Source organism: Pseudomonas sp. R19M, assembly GCF_050312585.1.
GTDB classification, from domain to species: domain Bacteria; phylum Pseudomonadota; class Gammaproteobacteria; order Pseudomonadales; family Pseudomonadaceae; genus Aquipseudomonas; species Aquipseudomonas palleroniana.
In genome coordinates, this window is record NZ_JBNPJV010000032.1 from 100,232 (window position 1) to 117,521 (window position 17,290).

16 protein-coding genes are annotated in these 17,290 nt (G+C 59.9%); 8 read left to right on the forward strand and 8 right to left on the reverse strand.

Features of this window, described 5'->3' with window-relative positions:
- Positions 1 to 25: 25 nt before the first annotated feature.
- Positions 26 to 1,444, forward strand: a complete 1,419-nt coding sequence (locus ACQRBT_RS05760) for a short-chain fatty acid transporter (RefSeq protein WP_412046964.1) — start codon at positions 26 to 28, stop codon at positions 1,442 to 1,444.
- A 33-nt stretch (positions 1,445 to 1,477) separates the two neighbouring features.
- Here ACQRBT_RS05760 and ACQRBT_RS05765 read toward each other — a convergent pair whose 3' ends face one another.
- Together ACQRBT_RS05765 and ACQRBT_RS05770 are read right to left on the reverse strand one after the other, a co-directional pair.
- Positions 1,478 to 1,822 carry a HepT-like ribonuclease domain-containing protein gene (locus ACQRBT_RS05765; RefSeq protein ID WP_090366972.1) on the reverse strand — a complete coding sequence of 115 codons (345 nt, stop codon included), beginning with the start codon at positions 1,820 to 1,822 and terminating at the stop codon, positions 1,478 to 1,480.
- Positions 1,819 to 2,109, reverse strand: a complete 291-nt coding sequence (locus ACQRBT_RS05770) for a nucleotidyltransferase family protein (protein ID WP_053134104.1) — start codon at positions 2,107 to 2,109, stop codon at positions 1,819 to 1,821. Before ACQRBT_RS05770 ends, ACQRBT_RS05765 begins: the two co-directional genes overlap by 4 nt.
- A 158-nt stretch (positions 2,110 to 2,267) precedes the next feature.
- Here ACQRBT_RS05770 and acpA point away from each other — a divergent pair, with 158 nt between their 5' ends.
- From acpA to ACQRBT_RS05785, 3 genes are all read left to right on the forward strand, one after another.
- On the forward strand, positions 2,268 to 3,968 hold the full coding sequence (gene acpA, locus ACQRBT_RS05775) for an acid phosphatase (RefSeq protein ID WP_412046963.1): 1,701 nt from the start codon (positions 2,268 to 2,270) through the stop codon (positions 3,966 to 3,968).
- 122 nt (positions 3,969 to 4,090) lie between these two features.
- Positions 4,091 to 5,260, forward strand: a complete 1,170-nt coding sequence (locus ACQRBT_RS05780) for a hypothetical protein (protein ID WP_412046962.1) — start codon at positions 4,091 to 4,093, stop codon at positions 5,258 to 5,260.
- A gap of 145 nt (positions 5,261 to 5,405) precedes the next feature.
- Positions 5,406 to 5,930, forward strand: coding sequence for an SET domain-containing protein-lysine N-methyltransferase (locus ACQRBT_RS05785; protein ID WP_412046961.1), 525 nt, complete (start codon positions 5,406 to 5,408; stop codon positions 5,928 to 5,930).
- Here ACQRBT_RS05785 and can read toward each other — a convergent pair.
- Complete coding sequence (gene can, locus ACQRBT_RS05790) at positions 5,927 to 6,571, reverse strand: carbonate dehydratase (protein ID WP_198761647.1); 645 nt, start codon at positions 6,569 to 6,571, stop codon at positions 5,927 to 5,929. The two genes, ACQRBT_RS05785 and can, sit on opposite strands and share 4 nt — an antisense overlap.
- A 139-nt stretch (positions 6,572 to 6,710) precedes the next feature.
- Here can and ACQRBT_RS05795 point away from each other — a divergent pair, with 139 nt between their 5' ends.
- Positions 6,711 to 7,115 (forward strand): serine kinase/phosphatase, encoded by a 405-nt coding sequence (locus ACQRBT_RS05795; RefSeq protein ID WP_412046960.1) that lies wholly within the window; start codon positions 6,711 to 6,713, stop codon positions 7,113 to 7,115.
- A 53-nt stretch (positions 7,116 to 7,168) separates the two neighbouring features.
- Here the strand turns inward: ACQRBT_RS05795 and rimI are convergent, their stop codons facing one another.
- On the reverse strand, positions 7,169 to 7,621 hold the full coding sequence (gene rimI / locus ACQRBT_RS05800; protein ID WP_090366980.1) for a ribosomal protein S18-alanine N-acetyltransferase: 453 nt from the start codon (positions 7,619 to 7,621) through the stop codon (positions 7,169 to 7,171).
- Entirely contained in the window at positions 7,614 to 8,357 is a 744-nt protein-coding gene (locus tag ACQRBT_RS05805; protein ID WP_198761658.1) for an energy transducer TonB, read from the reverse strand. Before ACQRBT_RS05805 ends, rimI begins: the two co-directional genes overlap by 8 nt.
- A gap of 187 nt (positions 8,358 to 8,544) precedes the next feature.
- Here ACQRBT_RS05805 and mksB point away from each other — a divergent pair, with 187 nt between their 5' ends.
- Genes mksB through mksF form a run of 3 tightly spaced genes read left to right on the forward strand, consistent with a single transcriptional unit; the run spans position 8,545 to position 13,356 of the window.
- Positions 8,545 to 9,822 carry an Mks condensin complex protein MksB gene (mksB, locus tag ACQRBT_RS05810; protein WP_060754760.1) on the forward strand — a complete coding sequence of 426 codons (1,278 nt, stop codon included), beginning with the start codon at positions 8,545 to 8,547 and terminating at the stop codon, positions 9,820 to 9,822.
- The gene (mksE, locus tag ACQRBT_RS05815; protein ID WP_060754759.1) at positions 9,812 to 10,519 is read left to right on the forward strand and encodes an Mks condensin complex protein MksE; all 708 of its coding nucleotides are present in this window, start codon (positions 9,812 to 9,814) and stop codon (positions 10,517 to 10,519) included. Before mksB ends, mksE begins: the two co-directional genes overlap by 11 nt.
- Entirely contained in the window at positions 10,516 to 13,356 is a 2,841-nt protein-coding gene (gene mksF / locus ACQRBT_RS05820) for an Mks condensin complex protein MksF (RefSeq protein WP_060754758.1), read from the forward strand. The genes mksE and mksF overlap by 4 nt, the downstream gene beginning before the upstream one ends.
- A gap of 186 nt (positions 13,357 to 13,542) precedes the next feature.
- Here mksF and ACQRBT_RS05825 read toward each other — a convergent pair whose 3' ends face one another.
- The 3 genes from ACQRBT_RS05825 to ACQRBT_RS05835 are packed head-to-tail and all read right to left on the reverse strand — an operon-like array spanning position 13,543 to position 17,108.
- Entirely contained in the window at positions 13,543 to 15,846 is a 2,304-nt protein-coding gene (locus ACQRBT_RS05825) for a PqiB family protein (protein ID WP_060754757.1), read from the reverse strand.
- Entirely contained in the window at positions 15,839 to 16,462 is a 624-nt protein-coding gene (locus ACQRBT_RS05830) for a paraquat-inducible protein A (protein WP_060754756.1), read from the reverse strand. The genes ACQRBT_RS05825 and ACQRBT_RS05830 overlap by 8 nt, the downstream gene beginning before the upstream one ends.
- Positions 16,449 to 17,108, reverse strand: coding sequence for a paraquat-inducible protein A (locus tag ACQRBT_RS05835; RefSeq protein WP_060754755.1), 660 nt, complete (start codon positions 17,106 to 17,108; stop codon positions 16,449 to 16,451). Before ACQRBT_RS05835 ends, ACQRBT_RS05830 begins: the two co-directional genes overlap by 14 nt.
- Positions 17,109 to 17,290: the final 182 nt, after the last annotated feature.

The window sequence follows — 17,290 nt, forward strand, 5'->3', positions numbered from 1 at the left end:
ATAATAAATACAAGAGGAATGACTCGTGGCCGATGCTATCGAAGAAAGCCGCTATGCCCGCTTTGCCCTGCGCTGCTCCAATTTCGCCGAGCGCTGGTTTCCTGACTCCTGGGTGTTTGCCGCCCTCGCCGTGATCATCGTGGCCGTGGCGACCCTGGGCATGGGCGCCGCGCCCACCGAAGCCGCCAAGGCTTTTGGTGACGGTTTCTGGAGTTTGATCCCGTTCACCATGCAGATGGCCTTCGTGGTGATCGGTGGTTATGTGGTGGCCAGCTCGCCGCCTGCGGTGAAGTTGATCGACCGGCTGGCGCGTATCCCGAAGAACGGCCGCTCGGCCGTGGCCTGGGTCGCGTTGATTTCCATGGTCGCCTCCTTGCTCAACTGGGGCCTGTCCCTGGTGTTCGGTGGGCTACTGGTACGCGCACTGGCCCGACGCACGGATTTGCGCATGGACTACCGCGCCGCCGGTGCGGCTGCCTATTTGGGGCTGGGCGCGGTGTGGGCGCTGGGGTTGTCGTCATCCGCCGCGCAGTTGCAGGCCAACCCGGCGAGCTTGCCGCCCTCGATCCTGTCGATCACCGGGATGATCCCGTTCACCGACACCATCTTCCTGTGGCAATCCGGCGTGCTGTTGCTGGCGCTGATCGTAGTCTCGCTGATCATCGCCTACGCCACCGCACCAGGGCCGAACAGCGCCCGCGATGCCAAGGCGTGTGGCGTCGACCCAGCCTTCAACCTCCCCAAGCCGCAAGCACCGAGCCGCCCTGGCGAATGGCTGGAACACAGCCCGCTGCTGACCATGCTGCTGGCCTTGCTGGCCGCCGGCTGGCTGTTCCATGAGTTTTCGACCAAGCCGGCGATCAGTGCGATCTCGGGGCTGAACACCTACAACTTCCTGTTCATCATGGTCGGCGCACTGCTGCACTGGCGTCCGCGCAGCTTCCTCGATGCAGTGGCTCGCGCCGTGCCGACCACCACCGGCGTGCTGATCCAGTTCCCGCTGTACGGCTCGATCGCTGCGTTGATGACCGTGGTCAAGGGCGGCGATGGCCAGACCCTGGCGCACCATATCTCGACCTTCTTTACCTCTATCGCCTCCCACGACACCTACGCACTATTGATGGGCGTGTACTCGGCGGTCCTGGGCTTCTTTATTCCGTCAGGCGGCGGCAAGTGGATCATCGAAGCGCCTTATGTGATGCAAGTGGCCAATGACCTGCAGTATCACCTGGGCTGGGCGGTGCAGATCTACAATGCCGCCGAAGCGTTGCCGAACCTGATCAACCCGTTCTACATGCTGCCGCTGCTGGGCGTGTTGGGGTTGAAGGCACGGGATCTGATCGGATTTTCGTTCGTGCAACTGCTGGTGCATACGCCGTTGGTGCTGTTCCTGCTGTGGGCGCTGGGGACGACGTTGAAGTATTTGCCGCCGGTGATGCCTTAATCAACGGGTGAAGCACCTGTTGCAACAGGTGCTTCATGCAGGAGCAACAGGGAGACACTCGAGTAAATCAGGCAATGCGATCTGGATCGTGTCCCAAACCACATCCAGGTTGATATCGAAGTAGCCGTGGGCGATCCGGTTGCGCATTCCGCGCATGCTGCGCCAAGGAACGTGTGAATGAGCCGCAGCGAATTCCGCATGTTGATCCATGATTTTCGTTGAGGCTTCACCGATGATGATCAAACTCATAACCACCGCTTGCTGGGTACGCCTGTCCTCCAAAAACTCATCTTTGCTCAAGCCTTCGACAAAGCTGATCGCATCAACAGTGGCCTGCCTTATGTGGTCCAGATAATCCCCGAGGCGGTTTGCAGTCATACCGGCCGCGCCTCAGCCAACACCTTCGCGCGAAACTTCAAAGGCAAATCGGCAGGCGTCAGTAGATCCACATTGACCCCTAATAGATCTTCAAGCTCGACTTGCAGCCCACCAAGATCAAATAGTGTGGTCCCCGGCGGCGCATCGACCAGCAAATCAAGGTCGCTCCCTTCTTGGTCGGTACCCAGCAATACAGACCCAAATACCCTTGGGTTTGAAATGCGAAAACGGCCCACCACTTCTCTGACGGCCGCTCGCTTCAGATCCAGCGCGGTTGAAGGTTTCACGGTTCACCCCGGTGACATCCATTATCGGGCAAGTCTAGCAGCGCGGGGCGCGTGTAGACACGTCTGGCTGCTCACATCACTGTCTTCGTTCCGTCACATTGCATTGCTACCGTCCTGCGAAATATCTTGCAACATCTCGCCAGCAAGGACTCCCAGCAATGAGTGACGAGCACGAAGAACGCCCTTCCGCCGATTCCGTAGCCCAACCGCCGGTCAATACCAGCCGCCGGCGCTTCCTGGGGGGCGCGGCGGTGCTGGGGGTAGGCGCGACGTTGAGTGCCTGCGGCAACGCCAACCAGACGCCGGGCAAACCGGTGGAGCGGCCACTGACGCCGCAAGAGCTGGACAAGGCTCTGCACGAGCAGGTGAAAACCGTGGTGGTGATTTATGCCGAGAACCGCAGCTTCAACAATCTGTTTGCGGACTTCCCTGGCGTAGAGAAACCTTTGTCGGCGCTGTCGGCCGCAGACACCCAGCAACGCGACCGCGACGGCAGCCTGCTGAGCACATTGCCACCGGCCTGGGGCGGTGTGTTGCAAGTCGGCCCACAAACGGTGGATGGAGTGACCTATCCCAGTGAAGTGCAATTCCAGGAAAACCTGCCCAACGCACCGTTTGCCCTCAAGGGGCCGAACGCCGAAGACCTGCCGCTGAGCCTGGTCACCCGTGATTTGTGGCACGTGTTCTATCAAAACCAGATGCAGATCAACGGCGGCAAGAACGATAACTTCGTCGCCTGGGCCGATTCCGGTGGTCTGGTAATGGGTTATTACGCCCAGAGCCGTTACTCCCTGCGCCTGTGGGACGTGGCCAAGGAATTTGTACTGTGCGACAACTTCTTCCAGGGAGCATTTGGTGGCTCGTTCCTTAACCACCAGTATCTGATCAGCGCTACCGCGCCGTTTTATCCCAATGCTGCGCAATCGGTCGCCAAGGCCCAGATCGCCACGCTGCAAAGCGATGACCCGACCGACACTCGTCTCAAGCCATTGGACAAGTCCCCCGCCAGCGCCATGACCGGCCCACCCCAGTTCGGTCCTAGCGCACTGACCCCGGATGGTTACGGCGTGAATACCTTGGCGCCGCCCTACTGGCCGACCTGGATTCGCGACCCGCAAAACCCGGACTACGCCAAGGCCGATCTGCCCAACGTACTGGTACCGCAGACCCACGAACACATCGGCGACAAGTTGTCGAAGAAGAACGTCGACTGGGCCTGGTATGCCGGCGCATGGCAAGCGACCCTGGACCAGTTCAAGGATTCGGGCGGCATCCCGAAGATCCCGAACTTCCAGTACCACCACCAGCCATTCAACTATTTCAAGCAACAAGGGCCGGAAAATCGCGCTGAACGCGACAAACGCCTGCGCGACGGCGGCTTGGGCGATGAGGCCAGCACCAACAAATTCTTCGCCGAAGCCCAGGCCGGCAAGCTGCCCGCCGTGACCTTCTACAAGCCCCAGGGCAATCTGAACATGCACGCCGGTTACGCCGACGTGGCATCGGGTGATCGCCACATCGCCCGCGCCTTGAAAGTCCTGCAGGAAAGCCCGCAGTGGAAAAACATGGTCGTGGTGCTCACCGTGGATGAAAACGGCGGCTGGTGGGACCACGTTGCTCCGCCCAAGGGCGACCGTTGGGGCCCGGGCAGCCGGGTGCCGGCGCTGGTGGTGTCGCCATTTGCCCGTAAAGGCACGGTTGACCATACGGTGTACGACACAGCATCGATCCTGCGCTTGATCACCCGGGTATTCCAGTTGGAGAAACTGGACGGTCTCAAGCAACGGGATGACGCGATGATCGCCCGTGGCCAGAAGCCCATGGGCGACTTGAGCAACGCATTGCAGTTCAATGTGTAGGTTTTCTTATCCAATAGCGACACACCGGGCGATTTAACACGCAGTTTTGCTGGTCAGCCGCTACTGTGTGGGGGTGGGCTTTCACCCCGCGCAGACGGGCTTTCGCTGACAAGGAATCAAGCATGTTCAAACCGACCCGGTTGTCTTTTGCCCTGGCCGCACTCTTGGGGAGTGCGGCCGTCCAGGCTGATATCGAAGTGCCGCTAGGCAGTACGCAGCGCGTCACCCAGTTGTTCGCTTTCCCCAATAATTGCAACGTGATCTGCTTTCGGCCCTGGTCGCTGGAACAGACCGTCGAGCACTACTTGAACCAGAGCCTGCAGCGTGATGGCTACAGCCGCGCCAAGGTCAGCGTGAAGACCCACGAGGGTCAGCTCTCGGCGACCTTCAGCGGCGTGCCTGACAACTACGGCCAGCCTTTGAGCAAATTGCTCGACACCGCCGACCTGGCTTACCAAGGCGCCAGCAAGCTCAACAGCGACGGCAAGTGGGCGTACAACTGGTACCTGTTCCTGCCGTTGGGCATGGCCCTGGAAAACCGCAAGAGCATTGAGCTGCTGCACTTCCCGCCGGACTACTCACTGACCCAGGCCCAGGACTACCTGGAATCGGCCACGACCGACCGTTGGGCGACCTTGCTCACCGACAACGGTATCCCGGCCACAGAAACGCCTGCGTACCAGACGATCATCGATATCGCTCCCGTCGCTGCACCGTCTAACGCGGGCAAGGATCTGGAAGGCGTCTACAGCTATTTCAACAGCTACCAGACACGCATGGTCCAGGAGCTGAGCCTGATGCCAAGTGGCTCCTTGCCGATGGTCGCGTTCGGCGCACCGGTGCGCAATTGGATCAAGCAGCAATACGGCCAGACCGTCGGTGTGCTGGGCCTGGCGCAGATCAGCCCGGCCGCCGGCAAAACGGTCTCGGTGCTGGGCTCCAACCATCCCAGTTACATCTGGTATGCGGCTGACCCGGCCACCTATGACGGTAATGAGCAAAAGGCCGATGAAGCGGGCTTGAAGGTCATGGGTCAGGATTTGAGCGCCGCCTGCTGGCAAGCGGGGATGGGGCAGAAACCGGCCGGCGATCCCAATGTGTTGCTTCAAGCGTGCATGAATACCTGGCAAGTCACGCGCAAGGAGCAGACCTGTGAGCTGTTCTACACCTCCGTGCGCAACCTGACACCGGAGCAAGCCAATGCCAAATGCGCCACGCCGGTCATCAAGGCCCAGCTCAAACAACTGAAAACCGCCGCTCCAGTCCCCACCCTCGCAGCCCCAGCGTTGTAATCACGCAAAAAACCCGGGTTTCTACTGTCAGATTTGACAGTAGAAACCGGATCCAACTTCGACGATTCTTGAGCAGCCCCCATCAGCTGCGAGACTGGTAGTCAGACAACATCAGCAAGTCGATGCAGCCTAACCCAGGAGAGTCATGAAAACTCATGCCATGGATAAGGCCAAAGCGTCTGTAAATGACTGCCTTTACCCCTTCAAGACACTGCTTGTTGAACAGGGTTACCCTTCGACCAAGCAATTCAAGGTTTTGCACGACATTGAGGGTGTCGGCGCCGGGGTCAAGGCCCGCGTAGCCTTCGACGCCCGCGTGCGCATCGCCAAAGTCTCCGGCTACGCGGTCAGCGAGCGACGCCTGCATACCTTGCAGTTGTCGTCACGCATCCACTTGTACGACCGCTGGTTCGCCGGCTTATTGATGCACTCGTGCAACCCGAACGTGTTTTTCGACACCACCTACCTGGAGGTGTGGACCGTGCAGCCCTTGCGCGCCGGCTCAATCCTGAGCATGGATTACGCGAGCACCGAGGACGTGTTGTTCCGGCAGTTCGCTTGCCAATGTGGCGAGCTGAACTGCCGGGGGTGGATCACCGGCAGCCAGGAGCCCTTGAACACCGAGGGACAGGCGTTCATGAAACAGTGGCGGATGCGCAAAAGCCCTTAGGCTTCACCCAGTGGGCGCAAGCGATACTGTGGCGGCAACTGCTCAAAGCCACTGATAGTGGTGTTCAAGCTCTTCCAGCGACCATCCTTGATGCCATAGATGCAGCCATGGATCGACAGGTTCTGCCCACGGTGCCAGGCGTTTTGCACAATGCTGGTGTGGCCGACATTGGCCACCTGCTGAATCACGTTCAACTCGCAGAGACGGTCGACGCGCTCTTCTTCGGTGGGCAATTGGGCCAGCAGGTCGCGGTTCTCGTAATAGAGGTCGCGAATCGTGCGCAGCCAGCCGTCGATCAGGCCGAACTGGCGGTCTTGCATCGAGGCACGCACGCCGCCGCAGCCATAGTGACCAGTCACCAGGATATGTTTGACCTTGAGCACGTCGACCGCGTACTGGATCACCGACAAGCAGTTGAGGTCGGTGTGCAGCACCACGTTGGCCACGTTGCGGTGCACGAACAGATCACCCGGCAGCATGCCGACGATCTCGTTAGCCGGTACGCGGGCATCGGAGCAGCCGATCCAGAGGTATTCCGGCGTCTGCTGGCGGGCGAGCTTGGCGAAGAATTCGGGATCTTCCTGTTTGATCGCGTCCGCCCAGCGTTCGTTGTTATCAAGTAAGTCTTGTAGTTCGTTCATCAGGGAAAGCCTCAGGAATGGTGCGCAGTTTTGTGACTGACAACCCGTCGTCCGGGTCACGCTGAGTGCTAATTAGCTTGAATCTTTAGGCTGCTGCGCCTGTCCACACACTATAAGCCCCACAGTATGAGGATTGGCCATGACCGAATCACGACGCCCCTACGGCGCCACGCAGCCCGAACCGATTGATGACAACGAAGATCGCATGGGCTCGATGCGTGAGCTGGATTTTGACGAAGAGGAGCCAACGGCCCAGATAGGTGAAGAGATGCCCCCGCGTGAGCGCGAGCACCTGATACCCGCTGAACGGGCACGGGAGGCCGGCATGACCGGGGCTTCGACGGCCGCTCATGAGTCGACCGACGATGACATGAGCCCGGAAACCCTGATCCATGAAGACGGTGCGCGGGATGCTCGGGAAGCAGGCGATGGCGACGCTGCCGATTATGACCTGAGCATTGTCGATGAAGACGAGATTGGCGGCGGCAATGGATTGGATGAAGCCGAGTTGGCCGACATCGACCCGGTAGACGGTAGCCGCTGACACACCACTGGAGCTGAATGTGGGAGCAGGCGCTCCCACACGAGGCCTGTGCCCTAGTCGACGAGGGTGCAGGCCATCACGACGGCATCTTCGCGGCCACCCACGGCGGGGTAGTAATCGCGCCGACGCCCGATTTCGTTGAAGCCGTAGCGCTCATACAAGCGGAACGCGCTGGTATTGCTGTCGCGCACTTCGAGGAAGCACTCGCGAGCGTTGGCGGCGTAGGCGCGGGACATCAGGTGTTCCAACAACGCCAAGCCCAGGCCGCGGCCCTGGTTTTCCGGCTTGACGGTGATATTCAGCAAATGCGCTTCATCGAGGATGATCTGTACAACGCCGTGGCCGACTTGTTGCTCGCCTTCGAACATCAGCCAGATCTGATACTTGCCCAAGCCATCAAGGAAAATCCCGCGGGTCCACGGATGGCTGAACGCCGCATATTCGATTTTCAGCACCGCGTCGAGGTCAGCCTCGGTCATCGGGCGGAAGGATAAAGCCTCACTCATCAGTCGTTTTCCAGCGCGCCATCAGCCGGCGCATGGCTTGCCAGACATCAGCCTTACGCTGTGGCTCTTCCATTAATAATTCCAGGCCCGGCAGGGCCCAGACCAGGCCCAGGCCCTCGACCTGAAGTTCACGGTACCAGGCTTCGGCATTGGCCTCGCCGGCGAAACGCACGGCGGGCAGGCCGATCAGCCACAGGCATGCACAGGGTTCGTCTTCCAGGCGCGCCGACACAAAGCCTTGCACAAAATCCCGCGCAGCTTCCGGGCCCTGGTCCATGGTGCCGCGTACCAGCAGCGGCCAGCGCACCGGGTCGCCGACGATTTGCGGGCTGTCGGGCAGGCCGGCGGCGCGCAGCATGTCCTTGAGCAGCATATAGGCCGGGTCGCGGGTCTGGAAACGCTCGCCAGTGGGCAGTTCCACCAGCAACAGGCAACGACCGGCGCGCAGCAATTGCAGGGCAAAGCGCGGTGGCGGCACTACCGGCGCCTTGACCACCGGCGCAGTCTCTTCAGCCACCACCGGCTTGGTCACCGGCGATGGGCGCGGTACTTCGATCTTCGCTCGCTCGACCACAGGGCGCGCTTGGGCTACGGGGTTGACCACCGCCACGGGCGCTGCGGCCTCTTCGCCCGATGACTCGAACGCCTCATAGGGTTCAAGCGCCTGCAACAGCTCAGGCCGCGACGGCGCGGCAAACGGCAGTTCGGTGCGGGGCAGCCAGTTGACCACCTGCATGGCGGTCAAGTAAGCGCGACGTCGGGACTCGATAAGCACAGCTCGGCCACTTGTGGATAAGTAAAGAGCGAGGATTCTACCGCTGTTCGGCAACAATCGCCCACTGCGCGCTGACCGGCTGTGGATAAATCCCGCGCCTGATGCAGTACAATCGCGACTTTTAATCGCCAACCAGCCGGCCATTCCCATGATCGAACCCAAGCGCGTCCTACGCGCCCTCGCCGAACACTGGGCCTTACTGGAGCCACTGTGTGAACACTTCGACCAAGGCACCTTGAGCCTGGGCGAGCTGCGCGCACAATTGGCCGCCCAACAACTGGACAGCACGCCCCAGGACATCACCAACCTGCTGGACGTATGGATTCGCCTGGATATCCTGGTGCCTGTCGCTAAGAGCCCGAACCGTTTCGAGCTCAATGCGCAGATCCATGACTTCCTGGCTTATCTTCGCAAGGAGCACCGGCTTGGCCTGTGCCTGGAAATCGAAGCCTACCTGCGCCATCTGGAACGCTTGGCAGGCTACATCCAAGATGCGTTCGATATCCGTGACGGCCACGACCTGGCCCGTCAACTGCGCCTGCTCGACATGCGTGTGCGTGACGTGCTGAAAAAGCTCGCCAACGACGAACAGGCCCTCGCCGCAGTGGCCGACCGCGCCAAGACCAGTGACCGGCAGATACCGCTGCGCCAGCGTTACGCCGAGGTATTGGCAACCTGGGATGAATACGTCGAACCGATGATCCAACTGGTGAACGCCGATGGCGCCTTCGAACAGGGCGTGCGCAAGGTCGAGAATGTGCTGCTGCGCCTGCTCACCGAGCAACAGCGCCTGGGTCACCTGGTGGACGACGACATGCTGCTGCGCACCCACGCGCGCATTCTTGAAATGCAGACCAGTGCCCAGCTGACCTTGCGTCATGCGCGCGAACTGCTGTTGCCGCTGCGTGAAGAAGCCCGTCGGCACAACGCCGTGACCCGAGGCGCGGCGCTGGCCTTGTCGGCGATTCGCCGCAAAGGGCTGGACGCGGTGCCGCAAGCGGCGTTGCCCATGTTTACCCGGCCGCAAAGCACCTTTCTCGGCAGTGCGAGCCAGGTGGAAGCCTATGTGTACGCCCTGGCGAATTTCGAGCCGAAACCGGCACGCTTCCCCAAGGCGCACAAATCCCACAGAGGCGAAGCCCAACGCGCGCCGCGCACGGTCAAGGAAATGCTCGAACGCTGCGAAGACGCGCTGCCGATGCCGGACCTGATGACCTGGCTGCTGGAACAGGAACCGGACGGTGCCACCGATGAGTTGCTGTACTGGTTCTCGCGCCTCTCGCGGGAAAAACGTTTCAAGCGCGAACGCCTGGAACGCCGCGATTACCACACACACGAGCACCAGGTCAGCCTGCGCTCATTCGCCCTGCTCCCGGCCACGCCTGACGCCGCCGAGAATTCTGCGAGCACGCCTTATGCATCTTGATCTATCCGAACTGTCCCAGCTGGCGCCGATTTTTCGCGAGCTGTTCAAGGGTTACCACGTCAGCCGCCGCGACCCTGAACTGTATGCACAATTGTCAAACTTCCAGGACCAGTACCGCACGCTGTTCAAGGCCCTGGGCTTTGAATTGGTCTGCGACACCCGGGGTTTCTACTATTTCGTGCCGGACACCGCCGTGGCCGCCGCGCAAGTGAACAAGACCGCGCAGCGCCTGGCGTTGTTCACCTTCATCATCGTCGAACATCTGGCCGACCAGGGCCGCGACCCGATCGCCGTGCTGGACGGTGGCAGCCTGGGCCGCGATGAGCTGCCGTCGTTGCTGGAGAAGTACCGCGACCTGTTTATCCAGGCCGAAGTGCAGACCCAGGAAGAACTCGAAGAGAAAATCATGCGCCGCATGACCCAACTGGGTTTTGCCAGCGAAGACAACGGCGTGTACCGCTTCCTGCCGCCGATGCACCGTTTCCTTGATGTGTGCCTGTCGGTACAGCAGGATCGCGACCTGGCCGCCAGCATCCACAGCGTGTTGCCATTGCCGGCACCGGTGATCATCGACGAAGACAGCGATGAAAAACTGCTGGAAACCGATGACCCGCTGGACCTCAGTGACTTTACCGAAGAAAGCGAAGAAGACGCCCTGGCTCGTGCCATTGCAGAAGAACAGGAGACCGACGCATGAGCAAGGAACGCTACGGCATCCGCCGTTTCGCCCTATTGAACACCGCCGGCTACAGCCTGGGCTTGTTCCCACTGGAAGAACCGCTGTCGGTCTATGGCGCGAACAACCTGGGCAAATCCGCGTCGATCAACGCCTTGCAGTTCCCGATCCTGGCGCGCATGTCGGACATGAGTTTCGGCAAGTACACCCTGGAACAATCGCGGCGCTTCTACTTCGCCAGTGACACCAGCTACATCCTCGTGGAAGTCTCCCTGCCTCACGGCCCCCACGTGATCGGTGTGGTCGGACGTGGCCCGGGGGGCGGTTTCGGCCACCAGTTCTTTGCCTATGCCGGCAAGCTGGACCTGGCCCATTACCAGAAAAACGATACCTGCCTGCGCCAGAAAGAGCTGTTCACCAACCTTGAGCGCGAAGGCCTGAAAGCCTATGAGCTCAAGCCCGATGAACTGCGTCGCCTGCTGGTGGGCGGCCATACGTCGATCCCACTGGACCTGACCCTGATTCCGCTACGCTCCACCAGCGAGCAGAGCCTGAAGACGTTCCGGGCACTGTTTATCAACCTGCTGCACATGCGCGAAATCACCGCGGCCAAGCTCAAGCAATTGTTCCTCGATGCGTTCGAACACAGCCTGCGTTCCGGCAGTGTCGATTACATCGCTGCATGCGAAGAGGCCTTCCGTGATGTACGACGCATGGAACAGGACTACAACTCGCTGGTGGCCGCGGGGCCTTTGGTCGAGGCACTGTCCAATGGTGTGAAGCAGCGCGATATCCTGCGCGGCAAACTGCATCGCCTGTCGCCGTTGCTGGATTCGTTGCTGGGCACTTGGTCGGATTACGCCAGTGCGCGCAAGGAAGAACTGACGATCCAGGCCGAGCACTACCGCAACGAGCAGGACGCACTGCAGAACGACCAGCGCGGCGGCACCCAGGAGCTGATGCGCCTGGAGCGGGAGATCAGCGGTATTCAGCGCTGGTTGGGCGAGTTGTCGGTGCTCAAGCATCGCTTTGCCTTGGTCAATGACGTCAAGGTGCTGGAGCAGCAACTGCTGGCGGCCAAGGATGCCCACGATGAATTGGCCGGTGCCCTGGCGCAGTCGCGACAATTCAGCGCCGAGGATCTGGACGAGCGTCTGCGGGATCTGGAAAAACGCTTGAAGTCGGTCAGGCAGCAGCTCGACCACGCGGACAACAACAGCTACGCCAAACTGCGTGAAGAGTTCTCGCAGCAGGATGTCGAACGTCTGATGCGCCTGTTCAACAGTTCGCTGTTCAGCCTGCCATTGGGTGAGCACGGCATCACGCTGGACGAGGACGGCCAGTGGGTCAAATCCCTGGAGCAGATCCTCGACGGCTTCAAGGGCGAGCGCTTCGAAGTGCCGGGGCTGTCCATCGACATCTCCCACATCGAGCCACCGGCGTTGCAAGCCTTGGCGGATCGCGCAGCACTGCGTGACCAGAAAGAACGCCTGGAAAAAGAACTCAAGCAGCTCAAGACGCAACAGGCGGTCGCTGCTGACCGCGCGGCGAGCAAGACCCAGACCGAAGCGCTGTACCAGCAAGTGCTGGATGCGCAAAAGGCCTTGGAAGACTTCCGCCGTACGCAAACCCTGAGTGCCGAAGAAGGCGAAAAACTGGAAAGCCTGGCGCAGATGGAAGCCGCCCAGGATGAGTTGAAACGCTCCAGCGATGCCTTCACCGAGCGCGTTCAGCAATTGTCGGCCAAGTTGCAACTGGTCGGCCGTCAGATCGCGGATATGGAAGCCAAGCAGCGCACGCTGGATGACGCCTTGCGCCGTCGCCAACTGCTGCCGGCGGACTTGCCGTTCGGCACGCCGTTCATGGACCCGGTCGACGACTCCATGGACAACCTGCTGCCACTGCTCAATGACTACCAGGACAGCTGGCAAGGTTTGCTGCGCGCCGATGGCCAGATCGAAGCGTTGTATGCGCAGGTACGCCTCAAGGGCGTGGCCAAGTTCGACAGCGAAGATGACGTAGAACGCCGCCTGCAACTGTTGATCAACGCCTATGCGCACCGTACCGACGAAGCCCTGACACTGGGCAAGGCGCGCCGTGCGGCGGTCACCGATATCGCACGTACCCTGCGCAATATCCGTAGTGACTACGACAGCCTGGAACACCAGTTGGCCTTGTTCAACCGCGAGATCAACAAGCGTCAGGTGTCCAACCTGCAGAGCTTTCGCATCGTGTTGGCGCCGAACAAGGAGGCGCTCAAGCATATCGACCAGATCATCCACAGTGCCGGTCAGTATGAGGAAGGCGAAACCTTGTCGGTGTTCGACCTCAGCCAGAGCGCCGAGCAGGACAACAAGAACGAAGAGGCCAAGGAATACCTGGCACGCCTGGTAGCCGCCAACCATAACCAGCTGGGCCTCAAGGACTTGTTCGAGCTGGCGTTCGAGATCACCAAGGTGCACGGCCAACCGGTGATTCACACCGACATCGACGGCGCGGCGTCCAACGGCACCACCATGACCATCAAGGCGCTGACCAACATGTACTTGTTGCTGCACTTGATGGACCGCGACCAGGCCGGACGCGTGCGCTTGCCGTACTACCTCGACGAGGCGGCGGACATCGACGAGAAGAACCAGGCCGCGCTGCTGGAAACCAGCTTGCAGCTGGGCTTCGTACCGATCCTGGCGAGTGTGAAGCCGCAGGTGTCCGCCCAGGTGGCGATTGACCTTGAAGGCGGCAGCGGGCCGAACGGCATCTACATCGATGAGGCGGACTGGAAGTACATCCGTCGTCACGATGTGGTGAAGGCAACGATGAACGTGCAGGCGGACGAGCCGGAGTTGGATGAGGTTTAATCCACTGCGCTGAAACGCAAAAGGCCGCGATCTGATGGATCGCGGCCTTTTTTATGGTTTTGAGTAGCGTGAAGCCCTTGGAGGCCTCTTCGCGAGCAAGCCCGCTCCCACAGTTGACCGAGTGTTCGCTGTAGGAATGCGGGCGAATGTGGGAGCGGGCTTACTCGCGAAAGGCAGCGCCTCGGTCTATTTGCCGAGAGGAATCTTAGGCGCCCAGGTCAGCCATTCGTCTTCGAACTTGTCGAACAGCGCAAAGGTTTGCTGTGGCCGTGCGGCGTTGCCCATGCGCTCGCCGTCTGGCGTGGCAAAGGCGATACCACCGGCAACCAAGGTTTCCAGGGACTCGGTGCGCACTGTTGCACCTTTGAACAGCCCGAAGTCGACCCCGAAGCCGCTGGTGTTCCAGAAGCGGCTGCCACTCCGTACCAAAGGCGCGTACTTGGGCTCGATCAGGATATGGATCAGGACACGGTCCGCAGTCTGGCCCAACTCGTAACCCGTGACCTTGCCGACGGTGACTTCGCGATAGGTGACCGGCACACCTTCTTTCAACGAACCACGGCGTGCGGCGCTGAGTGTCAGGCTCAGGCCAGCCTCCTGGTGGGCGGTTTCAGGAGGCTGGTCCAGCGCGACGAAACTCTTCTGCGCAGTGGCGTTTTTCGCCGCCGGCTGCACTTCGATGTATTGGCCGGTGACCAGGGTTTCCAGGTTCGACGTTTTCATCAGGCCCAGCTCAGGCTTGACCACCCAGAACTGGCTGCCTGCGCGCGCGATCCGATCGGCCACTTGGGTGATACGTGCGCTGAGCAATACCGATTGCATGTCGGCACTCAGGTCAACGCTCTCGATCTTGCCCACATCCAGTCCCTTGAAACGTACCGGTGTGCCCGGGCGCAGTCCATCGGCGCGATCAACCCTGATGGTCACCAGGGTGCCATGCTGATTGGCCGCGTCACGGTCAGCGAACAGGCGGAAACGTGGAATGCGCCTTTTCAGGGGTACGTTGGGCTCCGGGGTCTCGAAAGCAATACCGCCAGCCATCAGGCTGGCCAGCGACTCACTCTTGACCTGGATGCCGCCGGTCAGACCGCCAGTCAGGGTGACGCCGCTGGCATTCCAGAAACGCGTCGAACCGTTGACCAGGTTTTCGTATTCCTTCTCGATGTGAACGCCGATCACAAGCTGCTTGTTCTTGCGGGAGAACTGGTAGCTCTGCACCGAGCCGACTTTGACTTGTTTGTAGAGGATCGGACTGCCCACATCCAGGGAGCCGAGGCTATCGGTGAGCAGCACCATGTGCAGGCCTGGGGAGCGCAGGTCCAACGGCGGAGCTTTGGCACGAGCAGTGAACTCACGCTGTGGCGCGCCGCCTTTATCGCCAGGTCGGATGGCGATGTAGTTACCTTTGACCAAGGCTTCCAGACCAGTGATGCCCGCCAGTGAGATGGACGGCTTGACGACCCAGAACTGGGTGTCCTGCACCAGGTATTCCTCAGCGAGCGGATCGAGGGTCAGTTCAGCGTTAGCACTGGAGAGGCTTGGGTCGATCTTCAGGGTTTTCAGGCTACCGACCTGGATACCTTTGTACATGACGGGGGTGCGTCCAGCCTGCAAACCTTCGAAATCGGTCAGTTTGACCTTGACCCTGATACCGGCCGCGGCCGCATCAAAATCCTCATACAGACGGAAGGGCAGGCTCGGGTCGGTCGGCGGACTGTCCTTGCGATTCTCCGGCGTGGCGAAGGCGATACCGCCGGCAACGATGCTGGAGAGGGATTCGCTGCGCACCTTTACGCCGGAGAGGTTGGCGTCGATGCTGATGCCACTGGCGTTCCAGAACCGCGTATGTTTGCGCACCAGGTGGGCGTAGGTCGGTTCGATATAGACCTTGATCTCGACGGTGCTCTGGTCTTCGGAGAGCAGGTAGCTTTTGACCTGGCCAACTTGGATCTGCTTGTAGAACACCGGGCTGCCACGATTCAGCGAGCCGAGTCGATCGGCCTTGAGGGTCAAGTGCAAACCGGGCTTGGCGTCAGATAACGGTGGCTCTTCAGACAGCGCCTTGAATTTGCGAGTGGGTTCACCATCACCTGGACTGGCAGCGATGTAGTTACCTGAGACCAGGGTTTCAAGACCGGTGATACCCGCAAGACTGACGCTGGGTTTGACCAGCCAGAAACGCGTGTTGGTCTTGAGATACTGCTCAACGTCTTTGTTCATTTCGATGGTAGCGATCACACCGCGATTGCTGCCTTCGTCATCCAGAGCCATGGCTTTGACCTTACCCACGGTCATGCCTTTGTAGACCACTTCGGTCTTGTTGACCTGAATACCTTCGCCGCTTTCAAAACGGACTTGGATCTCGATGCCCTGTTGGTTATAGGCACGCCATCCCAACCAGCCACCGATGATCAGGGCAATCAGGGGCAACACCCAAATGGCCGACCAGTTGGAGGCTGGGCGGGTTTTAGCTTTAGGCAAATCACTCATGGTCGTCGTCCGACTCCGTGTTATCCCAAATCAGTCGGGGATCAAAAGTTACTGCGGCAAGCATCGTCAAGATCACCACACTGGCGAACGCTGCAGCGCCGAGGTCAGCCTCGACACTGGCAAGCCGGCCAAAGTTTACAACCGCCACCAGGATGGCGATCACGAAGATATCCAACATGGACCAGCGGCCAATGAATTCGATGAAGCGGTACATGATAATGCGTTGTTGCGCGGACAGCGGTTGATGGCGCTGCACCGAAAACAGTAACAGACCGATACCCACCAACTTGAATGTGGGCACCAGGATACTGGCGATGAACACCACGGCCGCAATGGGGTACATACCGTGCTGCACCAGCTGGATCACGCCGGCCATGATGGTGCTGGGGTCGCCCTGGCCGAGGGTATTGATGGTCATGATCGGCAATAGGTTCGCGGGGATGTACAGGATCGCCGCAGTCATCAGCAATGCCCATGTGCGCGCCAGGCTGTTGGGGCGACGGGCATGGATAAGCGCACCGCAACGCGTGCACAGCTGCTCATCGGTGTCAGGGTCTTGCTTGTTCAGTTCGTGGCATTCGGTACAAATCAGAATACCTGCATCAATCGCTCGCATGATCATCCTCTCCAGACAGCGCCTGCCAGATCTGATGGGGCGACATCACCACCTCAAGCAGCACTTGAACGATTAATAGACTGACAAAACAGACGAGCCCCAGGCCGACTGTGATGGAGGCCATGTCAGCGAGTTTGACGATCGCCACAAGCACGCCCATCAAGTAGACCTCCAACATCCCCCAATCTTTCAGATGATGGTAAATGCGGTAGAGCAACAACCCATAGCTGCGGCCGACCTTCCAGCGGATGCTGAGCAGCACGGCCAACTGGCAGAGCAATTTGAGCAGGGGAATGCCCATGCTGCACAGGAACACCACCACCGCGACGCCTTGCATGCCGGTATCAAACAAACCGACGACGCCAGTCCAGACGGTATCTTCGGAGGATTGCCCGAGTAGATTGAGCTGCATGATAGGTAAAAAGTTCGCGGGGATGTAAAGCAATAGCGCGGCAATTACCAAGGCAAGGCTTCGCTCCACGACATTGTGGCGATGAGCGTACAACTCGTATCCGCAGCGTGGGCATTGGGCCTTCTCACCGATGGCGAGTACCGGTTTACGCATCAGCAAGTCGCACTCATGGCATGCCACCAGATCGTCCAGCGGTAAATCCGACACCTCAAGGGTATCAACCGGATCGGGCATAGTAGGGCTCAGACTCTAAAAATGGTTAGGTGCCTATTCTAGTGGCCTGGTTCAGAAATAACTGTGCAAATTTGTCGGGGAGTGCCGGTGAATTTTCGATCGCCCAAAACAAAACCCCATCTGCTTTCGCAAATGGGGTTTCGGAATTTAATCTTGACGATGACCTACTCTCACATGGGGAA